Genomic DNA, 10,681 nt, shown 5'->3' with positions numbered 1-10,681 from the left:
TTAAACTCTTGTCCAAGACGAATTGGCACCGCATCTTGTAAATGTGTACGACCCATTTTAATAACATGGTCAAACTGTTCTGCTTTTAATTCAAATACATCATGCATATAACCCATCGTTTGTAATAAGCCTTCTAATGCATTTAACGTTGCGATATGAATCGCCGTTGGGAATGCATCATTTGTTGATTGGGCCATATTTACATGACTATTTGGACTAATATAATGATAGTCTCCCTTTTCCATTCCTAATAATTCAAGAGCACGATTGGCAATGACTTCATTTGCATTCATGTTCATTGAAGTACCCGCTCCGCCTTGGATTGGATCTACGATGAAATGATCATGCCATTTTCCATCAAGAATTTCTTGAGCAGCTTCTGCGATCGCACCGCCCTTGTTTAATTCCAATCTTCCTACATCTGTATTCGCAAGCGCTGCTGCTTTTTTTACAACTGCGAACGCTTTAATTAAACCTTCATGGATTTTGTATCCTGTAATTGGGAAGTTTTCAACTGCACGCATTGTTTGTACGCCGTAGTATGCATAGTTTGGTACTTCTTTTTCACCTAAAAAATCTTTTTCAATTCGAACACCATTTTTAACTTCAGTTAATGTTGCCATGATTATTCACTCCTTAACGATTTCTTATGCTGCTTTTGTTTCTTTGACTGTTTCTACATATTGTTTTGCTTTCTCATTATCGAATTCGCCTTCCCACTTCGACATAACAATGGCCGCTAATGCATTTCCTAATACATTGACAGATGAGCGAATCATATCTAAAATGCGGTCAATTCCCGCAATTAATGCGATACCTTCTAGTGGTAACCCCATTGAACCTAACGTTGCTAATACAACAACGAACGATGCACCTGGAACTCCCGCCATACCTTTGGATGTTAACATGAGAACGAATAATAACGTTATTTGCTCCGTTAGTGACATGTGCACACCGTACATTTGTGCAACAAACAATGCCGCTAACGCTTGATAAATAGCCGATCCAGTCAAGTTAAATGTATAACCTGTCGGAATTACGAAAGAGGCAACTGCCTTTGGACAACCGAACTCTTCCATTTTTCTCATTATATTAGGTAAAACAGCTTCTGAACTTGCTGTCGTAAATGAAAGAATCAATTCTTCTTTTAAAATTTTTATTAATGTAAAAATGTTTACTCCAACCATTCGTGCATTAATACCTAATACAATCACAACGAATAGTATAACAGTTACGTATACAGCTAGCACTAGTTTTCCTAGCGGAAGTAGTGTTGCTACACCAAATTTTGCAACCGTAACGGCAATTAATGCGAATACACCAAATGGTGCAAATTTCATAACTTGATTTGTAACCCAAAACATGGCTTCGAGTACGCCTTCAAAAAAGTTAAAGACAGGCTTTCCTTTTTCCCCAATTGCCGCAACTCCTAAGCCGAATAATACTGAGAAGAATATAATCGGTAATAGGTCACCTTGTGCAATCGATTCAAATACGTTTTTCGGTACAATGTGAACAATTGTCTCAGCAAAACCTTTCTTCTCTGTTGCATCTGCAGTTTGTTTATAAGAAGAAATATCACTTTGCTGTAAATTACTCATATCAACACCAGTACCTGGTTGGAATATATTCGCTGCAAGTAATCCCATTAAAATAGCAATCGTCGTAATAATTTCGAAATAAAGAATTGTCTTACCACCCAGTTTCCCAAGCTTCTTCATATCTCCTACACCAGCTACTGCAACAATTAATGCTGAAATAACAATTGGTACTACAATCATCTTAATTAAGTGAATAAATATATCCCCAATTGGTGTGATATAAGAAATCGCCGTTTTATTGCCATAAAAGACTGCCCCTACTACAATCCCTAAAACAAGCGCGACAAAAATTTGTGTTGCCAATCCGAATTTTTTCATTTATGTTCATCCCCTTCATGCGAACGCTTTCAATTTGAATTTATAAAAGCTACTCACACATCTTATAAGCGAACCTACAAAATCATACAAAAACCTACAAGTTCGTCACAAAAAATTCAAATATTTTTCTTCTTTTTTTCATTGACACCATTTTGTTAAAAAACGATAAAATAAACTTGATAAGTAATCAGATTGTTTCGTATAATCAAAAAGATATATACTTAAAACAAATCAAAATGAAAAGGAGTGGATGTTATGAAAAACTATACAAAGCAATTCGTCCTATCTTCTTCTTTTCTTTTTCATTTTCTTAAAAAGGAACAAAGGCATTCGCCTTTGTTCCTTTTTTATTGCGATCTATATAGGGGGAATTGTTATGAAGCCATATAAACGTGTCTTAATTAAATTAAGCGGCGGTGCACTTGCCGATCAAACTGGAAATAGCTTTAACTCCAAACGATTAGAACATATCGCAAACGAAATTTTATCCATTGTTGATTTAGGTATCGAAGTATCCATCGTCATCGGTGGCGGTAACATTTTTAGGGGGCATCTAGCTGAAGAATGGGGAATCGATCGCGTAGAAGCTGATAATATCGGTACGTTAGGTACAATCATTAACAGCTTAATGCTTCGCGGTGTTTTAACAAGTAAAACAAATAGAGAAGTACGCGTTATGACTTCCATTCCATTTAATGCAGTAGCTGAACCATACATTCGCTTGCGTGCAGTCCACCATTTAGATAACGGCTATATCGTTATCTTTGGAGGCGGAAACGGGCAACCGTTCGTGACGACAGATTATCCAAGCGTACAAAGAGCTATTGAAATGAATAGCGATGCCATATTAGTCGCAAAACAGGGTGTCGATGGCGTTTTTACAAGTGATCCGAAGCATAACAAATCAGCAAAAATGTACAGCAAACTAAACTATAATGATGTCGTTAGACAAAATATACAAGTCATGGATCAAGCGGCATTACTGCTTGCCCGGGACTACAATTTACCAACGCATGTCTTTAACTTTGATGAGCCTGGAGTCATGAAAAAAATATGTTTAGGTGAACATGTGGGGACGTTGATTAATGATGATGTTACGATGCTGGTGCATGAAAAATAATGATTTCCCACCAAAAAGGGTGCCTTTTGTAGGCACCCTTTCCTAATCCATCATCACAAATAGAACTCAACCAATCCCGCCACTTTCTCCTTACAACGCTCCCAAAAAGATAACTTCTCAAAAAACTCTTTCGTCATTTCTTTCGAATCATGAAAATCCTCTGTTAACGCCTTATTAACTTGTCCTACAATAGGACCGCCATAAATATAAAAATTCATTTCATCATTTATATTGAAGCTACGCGAAGTAAAGTTTGTTGTACCAATAACAGTTAATTCATTATCAATAAGCATTAATTTGCCATGGAACATTCCTTTTTTATACCCATATACAGTAATCCCATTATTAACAGCTTGACGTATGTATGGATACGCCGCTTCTTTTATAAGAGGTAGATCTGGTTTATATGACCAAAGTATTTTTACTGTAACACCACGCTTTTGTGCTGCGATTAAAGCATTCATGGATTCTTTATTTTTTGCTATAAAATACGGCGTTGCAATTACAATGGAGTGCTGAGCTTGTTTTATGAGCTCTATATATTTTTCAGCAACGTAATGCCCATTGTAACTAGTCATAGTATGTAATGTATTCCCTTTACTAGCTTTATTCGTACTCCTCTTTATCTCTTCTTTCGTATCTCGTTTCCAATCTAAAGCAAACTGCTCTTCTAAATCTTTTGCTCCTTCTCCTTTAAGCCGTACATGATAATCACGCCAATATCCAAATCGCTTATCTTTCCCTAAGTACTCATCTCCTATATTAAATCCGCCTGTATAGCCAATATCCCCATCAATCGTCGTAATACGGCGATGATTACGATGGTGAAGTGAATAAAATCCGAATGGCAATGCAGGTTTTCTACTATATGTAAAATGCACACCACTTTCCCGCAATTCATTTATCATCTTTCTTTCAAATGATAAATCATTAATGCGATCAACTGATAAATAGACGTTTACTCCTTCTTTTGCTTTCTCTTTTAATAAGTTTAAAAAAGTATGACTACTTTTATCATCCGACAAAATGAAGAAATAAGTGTAGATGGAGCTTTTGGCTTCTCTTATATCAGTAAATAATTGTTTATAAAAAGACTTCCCTTCTACATATAATTGAAAGTCACTATAATGAGGCGCATACTCTGTCGGCATGTTTTTTCCAGCTTCCATTTTCCTACCTAAGGTAACATCGATATGCATACAAATTACAATAAAAACGAAAATAGCAATAATAATAGAAGTAACTCTTAATATTTTTTTAATCATTTTGGTTTCCTTCCAATCATATTCCTTACTATTTCGTAGTGTTTCATTTAAATATGTTTTCATACGAAATGTATTTCTTATTTTTATTGATACTAAACAGTTAAAGGAGATACGAATATGAGAAAAGGAAAAACTCCTATTGTTTTTATCTCAGGTCTTTTCGGTTCAATGAGCAATATTATTATTCCCGGCACTGGTAATTGGAGTTTTGGACTTTCTGCATTTGTTTACGAACCATTCATCATGATGCTAGAAAGTATGGGGTACGAACGAAATAAAGACTTGTTCATCTGTTTTTATGACTGGCGGCAGCGTATTGTTTTTTCTACACAAAAATATTTATTACAAACGATTGCTTATGCTAAAAAGATTACAGGTTGCGATAAACTAAATTTAATTTGTCATAGTATGGGCGGCCTTCTTGGACGTTCTTACGTTCAAAGTGACGAATATAAAAATGATGTGAATCAACTTATAATACTCTGCACACCAAACGCTGGATCTCCACCAAATTATAGTTATTGGACTTGAGGCAGTCTCCCTATCCATGCCTCTTCTAAAATAAATATCGTTCATTTTTATATGGAACAATATATTTGTTACTTAAGCATCTTACATAAAATGAATAAAGTTGAGGCAATACACATTTACTTTCCAGGATTACAAGATGTTATTCCTTGTAAAGATTACGGAAATTATTTATTTATAAAATCCAACTCTTCTATTACATTTCTTCCTTATAGTAAGATGGAAACGAAAAACCCTTTCCTCGATACATTAAATAAAAATAGATTTATTATACAAAAAAGAAATATTGAAACGACACTCATTGCCGGAGATGGAGAGGAAACAACTCAATATTTACAAGTCGTCCCTTCACATTCCAAACTGAAATGGACAGACGGCAAAGTCGTCGGTGATTTACTTACAAAACATGGTGACGGTAACGCTGTTCTACATAGCGTTTTTCTTCTAGAGGGAAATAAATATGTTTTGCATGCTTCACATAACGAAGTGCTCTACAAAAGCATTCCTATACTACAAAAGATACTCTAAGTTTCAAACAAAAAAGGTATGGCATTAAGCCACACCTTTTCACATTAAACAAAATTTCTCGCATCATTATTTCTTCCAAACTTATAAATAGCAATTAAGAAGAATGCAATTGCGAAAGCGAATAAAATTAAAATGTTTAAATACAACTCCGAGAATGGTATTCCCTGCTGTAGTTTTGATATCGTATCTAACAACCAGCGCTGCGGAAGAAAATTAGCTACTTTTTGTACTGCACTTGGCATAATATCATATGGGAAATAACATCCAGCAAGTAAGCATGTTGGTACAATGATCATATTTTGCATCGCATTTGCCGATGCTGAGTTTTTCGAAAAAGCTACAAGGACTAATGATATTCCAATTGCGATTAATGCAAATAGCATTAGTACGCCCATCATCACTATGAAAGGCATATTGATATTCGTATGAAAAACATTCGTTAGGAATAGGATTGTAATCAAAATTTGTACTGTTAGTATTATCATATTTACTCCGACATTAGATAATATAAACTTCTTCCCATCTATCGGCGTTGATAATAGTCTAAAGTACGTTCTATTCTCTTTTTCTTTTAAAATATGACCTGATAAGTTCGCTGCTGAAAACAGCATAAACATAATAAGGTAACCCATCGTTTGATTTGTCATATCTTTATTTTTCGAAGTATCTTCTAGCGTCTCAGTTTTCATTTTAAATGAACCTTTTTGATACCCTGCGTACATATTATCAAACGCACTTTGATCTGTTCCTGCCACTTTACTAATAGCTGCTATATTATCAATATAATTATATAAATATGATTTTATAAATCCTGTTACTTGATCACCTTTAATCGATGAAATTTCAATATGCTCTGGTTTTCCTTCTCGAACACTTTTTGAAAAACCAGAAGCTAATGTAATAACTCCATCAAGTTTTTTGGAAGTGAGTTTATCTTCTACTTCAGACTCCTTCACCTTACTCACATTCACATGATTTAATCCTTCTAAAAACTTTATCGTATCATTTGCTATCGGCTCATTTTCTTTATTTACAATCCCGATATTTAACGTTCCTTGCCCCGCATTTCCGTATATCGAAAAAGAGATGAGCGTTCCGATTATTGGCAAACTAATAATAATGAATAACCCTTTTTTATTTTTCAAAAGTACAGATAACGTTTTTTGTATGAGCCATAAAATATCCTTCATACTATAGCCCCTCCCGTCTACGTAATGCAATAATTGCAATTAATAAAAAGAGTGCTGATATTCCAAGGTTTAAAGAAATGACTGGTAGTGCTGCCCCTACATCATTTGCATAAATAATTTTCATAACAGCTGTATTTGCCCAAGTTAATGGCGATAAATTCGTAACGAAATTTTCTTCTACTACGAAATATGCACCTCCAAAAATAGAAGCTAATTGCACAACAACCATAATAATTGCCCTAGACGCTTCAGCTGTTTTCGTGATATATCCGATTCCTAAACCGAAGCTAATTGCTAGAAAGACTTGTGTTAATAAAATAAGAAATATGATTCCAAGATGGTCGCCCCAATTCGCTTGAAAAACAAATTTACTAAATAACATGACGAGTAATATGCACAGGGCATTTGCTACTAGGCTACCAAGTACTTTTCCAATGAATATTTCAGCTTTACTTATAGGTGCAGCAATGAGACGATCTCCTGTTTTACGTATTCGTTCTCCTCGAATTAAAGAACTCGCTCCCATCGCAGCATACAGTGCAATCATCGTTGTCATTACAACCGCATAGTAATCCATAGAACCTGGTTTTTTCGCAGCTTGTAAAGATGTTTCTTTTATATAATCATTATGATTTCCGTTTGAAATAACTGCGCTCACCTTAGTAGGATCTACTTTTGCAACTTCGACCGCTACATTGTACTTATCAACAAATGTTGTAAGCATTCCTTCCACAATACTCCCCTCAATACTACTTTTGTCACTTCCGTAAAATTTTGCACCATCTTTATTTAACTCTACATAAGCAGCATATTTATTTTTCTTCACTTCTTCTTTCCCATCTATACTGCCGGAAGCTTTTTTAAAATGAATACCTGATTTATCCACTTCTTTCGTAAATGCTGCAAACGATTGAGAAAACGTGCTACTCGCTTCATCTTTATATAGCACTTGTATATCTTTAATCGAATGACTATCACTATTAAATGCGTTGGTTAACGCTGTTCCTAACACAAGCATAAGTACAATCGGAAATGCTAACATAAAAACTAAAGTTCTTACGTCTCTGAAATCTCTTTTAATATGCATAATTGCAATATTGAAGATGTTCAATTGATGAACCTCCCTTTACCTTTTCTTCATTTACCTTTTATTTATCTCGTAAGTTTCTTCCGGTTAACGTAAGAAATACTGTTTCTAAGTTTGGAGCCTGCTCCTCTAATGAACGAATTTCAATGTCATGATTAATGAAATGCTGAATAATTTGATTTAAATTATTTAATCCTGCATCCGAGTTTACCTTGATTACGTTCTCTTCAATTTGAACAGCTTTCACACCGTTTATCTCTTTTAACTTTTCTACATCTAAATTTTCTACTGACTTCACTTCAATCCAAATATCTTTCGTATCTGTAATAATCGCTTTTAACTGTTCTTTCGTACCTTCTGCAATCACTTTACCGTGGTCGACAATTGCGATTTTCGTACAAATCTCTTCTACTTCTTCCATGTAGTGGCTCGTGTAAATAATCGTACTTCCCATTTCATTTAATTTACGTACTGACTGCAAAATGTAGTTTCTTGACTGTGGATCAATTCCAACTGTCGGCTCATCCATAATAATTAACTTCGGTCTATGAGCAATCGCACAAGCGATATTCAGTCTTCGTTTCATCCCGCCAGAAAAGTTTTTCGGATAACTTTTATGTTTATCGCTAAGTCCTACAAATTGAAGAGCTTCCTCTACCCTAGCTTTTAATTCGGCTCCTCGTAATCCGTACAACCCAGCAAAGAATTTCACATTTTCATAGGCAGTTAACTCTTCATAAATCGCAATATCTTGCGGAACAATACCAATATTCATCTTTGCAAATCGATTATGTTTCTTTATATTTTTTCCTAGTATGCTAATTTCACCTTCATTACTTCTTAACAAACCAGCAATCATATTTATCGTTGTACTCTTACCAGCACCATTTGATCCTAAAAAGCCAAATATTTCTCCTTCTTTAATAGATAAAGACATATTATCAACTGCGATGAAATCACCAAATTTTTTCGTTAAATTTTTAATTTCTAATGTATTCATCATTTTCACCCCTATTTCGGTTTCTCTGCTTTTAGTATAAACAAAAAGAATGAACCTGCTCAGTGCAGAAGTTCATTCTTTTCACATGAGAATATTCACTTTTTTCATATGAGATGGTTCATCTTCGTCCCATTCTCTTATATCGGCAACAACATCGTCACTGAAAAGCCACTTGTTCCATCTACAATAATTTTTCCGTTTACTGAAGCTGTTCGCTCCTCCATCCCCATAATACCGAGACCTTTTTTAACAAGAGCTGCCCCTTTTCCGTTATCCTTCACTTGCACCTTAACCATCTTGTTAAGCACATGAATATCTATAGAAATAACTGTAGCATCAGCATATTTCATTGCATTTGTTAGTGCTTCTGTAACATTCTCACCGATAATTTTCCACTGAATGGGAGAAATCATATCTAAGTTCCCTTTATATACAAAAGGAATATTCACATCATTCTTACCGGCAAATTCTTCTATGAATAATTTCATACGATGAATACCAATTTGCTCAGTTGGTGGCTTCATATTTTTTAATGTAATGCGAATACTTTCAATTCCATCTTTTGAAATGTGAATTGCATTTTGTAATAACTCCGCAGATTTTTCTTTATCTATTTCCATTAACCTTTTTGCTGCTTCCATTTGAATAAGCGCACCCGTCATCGAGTGACCAATTTTATCATGAATTTCTTGCGATAACCGATTTCTCTCTTCTAGCTTAAATGTGTATTCAGATTGTCTTATGTACTCTTTATTTTCATGTAAGCTTTTCGTAAGTCGTTGCATATCTTTTCGCATCTTATCATTTTGCGATTCAAGCTTTACTACACGCGATATATATCGATCTGCAATAGTTAAAACGAGAAAAGAAAATGCAACAATTAATCCATAAGTCATTCGAATACTTTCATCTGCAATCGTAATTGGGAGCATCATAACGACAAAGCGTGGCCAATTCTTTTCTATGTAATAGAATGTAATTTCGTATAAGTTCAAAGGTAAAAACAAAATGAAAAATGGATGAACCCTCCATGTAAATAACATAACTACGCCAATGGACATACAGATTAATATTTTTTTATACGTATCTTTTTTAAATATAGAAATCATTACGTTTACAGAGAGGTAAATAAGTAAAGTAAATATAACCCACGGTAAATTTGCTATATTTGCGTAAATATAACTGAACACAATATATAAAAAGACAATTAATTTACTTACAGTTAACCAAAATTCCATATCATTAATCTACTTTCCCTGTTAAGTAATAAATCGCAATTTGTGTGCGATGTTCAAGTCCAGTTTTCCCTAAAACTGACGTAATATAATTTGCAATTGTTCCCTCAGATATAAAAAGCTGTTTCGAAATTTCTTTATTTGAGAAACCTTTTGCAATTAATGCAATAATACTAAGCTCCCTTTCTGTGAAAAGGCTCTTATCAATTTTACATTCTTCCTCTTTACTTTCCATTAAATTAGACTTAATTTTATCGAGAATAACATCTTGCATAACAGTTTGACCGTTATATACTCCTTTTATCGCATCACGAATACGCTCCGGATCGTTATTTTTTAATAAATAACCTTTCGCTCCATTTTTTACTGCATCCAAAATATATTCATCATCATCAAACGTCGTTAAAATAAGCGGTTTTGTTTTCGTCTCTTCACAAATGAACTTCGTCGCCTCTACCCCGTTCATATTTGGCATACGAACATCTAAAAGAGCAATATCAACTTCATGCTTTTTACAATACGCTACAGCTTCTTCCCCATCATTTACAGTATCTACTACTTCAAACTCTTCGTATGTATTTAAAATAATTTTCATGCCTTCTCTAATAAAAGAGTTATCATCTGCTATTAATATTTTAATTTTCATGTTTGTTAGTATGGACCTTGCCCTACTAACATTCACATCCTTTCTACGTGTAACATTTCCTACTTGCTCATTATATACTTCTCTTTACCATTTTTTCACACCTTTTTTCATCTAGCTCTCCCGCAAAAAATATATTATTCTTTTTTTACAAAATGTGTAGGGT

The 10,681-nt window shown here is 34.3% G+C and carries 9 protein-coding genes and 1 pseudogene; 2 read left to right on the top strand and 8 right to left on the bottom strand.

All coding sequences use genetic code 11. The annotated features are described in order from the left end of the window. Together HMPREF1014_RS20665 and HMPREF1014_RS20660 are read right to left on the bottom strand one after the other, a co-directional pair. A partial coding sequence (locus HMPREF1014_RS20665; RefSeq protein ID WP_000224189.1) for a lyase family protein occupies window positions 1-623 on the bottom strand: 623 nt, incomplete at its 3' end. Between the two features lie 24 nt (window positions 624-647). Then, window positions 648-1,919 (bottom strand): cation:dicarboxylate symporter family transporter, encoded by a 1,272-nt coding sequence (locus tag HMPREF1014_RS20660; protein ID WP_000713291.1) that lies wholly within the window; start codon window positions 1,917-1,919, stop codon window positions 648-650. A 376-nt stretch (window positions 1,920-2,295) separates the two neighbouring features. Between HMPREF1014_RS20660 and pyrH the strand changes: the two genes are divergently transcribed. Further along, window positions 2,296-3,039 carry a UMP kinase gene (gene pyrH / locus HMPREF1014_RS20655; RefSeq protein WP_000806138.1) on the top strand — a complete coding sequence of 248 codons (744 nt, stop codon included), beginning with the start codon at window positions 2,296-2,298 and terminating at the stop codon, window positions 3,037-3,039. Window positions 3,040-3,092: 53 nt separating this feature from the next. Here the strand turns inward: pyrH and cls are convergent, their stop codons facing one another. Further along, the gene (cls, locus tag HMPREF1014_RS20650; RefSeq protein ID WP_000591931.1) at window positions 3,093-4,304 is read right to left on the bottom strand and encodes a cardiolipin synthase; all 1,212 of its coding nucleotides are present in this window, start codon (window positions 4,302-4,304) and stop codon (window positions 3,093-3,095) included. Between the two features lie 117 nt (window positions 4,305-4,421). Between cls and HMPREF1014_RS20645 the strand changes: the two are divergent. Next, a pseudogene (locus tag HMPREF1014_RS20645) lies at window positions 4,422-5,360 on the top strand (esterase/lipase family protein). A 44-nt stretch (window positions 5,361-5,404) separates the two neighbouring features. Here the strand turns inward: HMPREF1014_RS20645 and HMPREF1014_RS20640 are convergent. The 5 genes from HMPREF1014_RS20640 to HMPREF1014_RS20620 form a co-directional block, all read right to left on the bottom strand. Beyond that, window positions 5,405-6,550 carry an ABC transporter permease gene (locus HMPREF1014_RS20640; RefSeq protein WP_000651857.1) on the bottom strand — a complete coding sequence of 382 codons (1,146 nt, stop codon included), beginning with the start codon at window positions 6,548-6,550 and terminating at the stop codon, window positions 5,405-5,407. 1 nt (window position 6,551) lies between these two features. Then, window positions 6,552-7,661: an ABC transporter permease gene (locus HMPREF1014_RS20635; RefSeq protein ID WP_001020148.1), complete on the bottom strand. Its 1,110-nt coding sequence runs from the start codon at window positions 7,659-7,661 to the stop codon at window positions 6,552-6,554. 37 nt (window positions 7,662-7,698) lie between these two features. Beyond that, the gene (locus HMPREF1014_RS20630) at window positions 7,699-8,637 is read right to left on the bottom strand and encodes an ABC transporter ATP-binding protein (protein WP_001093811.1); all 939 of its coding nucleotides are present in this window, start codon (window positions 8,635-8,637) and stop codon (window positions 7,699-7,701) included. A gap of 137 nt (window positions 8,638-8,774) precedes the next feature. Next, entirely contained in the window at window positions 8,775-9,875 is a 1,101-nt protein-coding gene (locus HMPREF1014_RS20625) for a sensor histidine kinase (protein WP_000397678.1), read from the bottom strand. Between the two features lie 4 nt (window positions 9,876-9,879). Further along, window positions 9,880-10,518, bottom strand: coding sequence for a response regulator transcription factor (locus tag HMPREF1014_RS20620; RefSeq protein ID WP_000694092.1), 639 nt, complete (start codon window positions 10,516-10,518; stop codon window positions 9,880-9,882). Window positions 10,519-10,681: the final 163 nt, after the last annotated feature.

The organism is Bacillus sp. 7_6_55CFAA_CT2, assembly GCF_000238655.1.
GTDB lineage: Bacteria > Bacillota > Bacilli > Bacillales > Bacillaceae_G > Bacillus_A > Bacillus_A cereus.
Note: the sequence above shows the minus strand (reverse complement) of the source record. Positions and strands in the feature narration are given on the sequence as shown.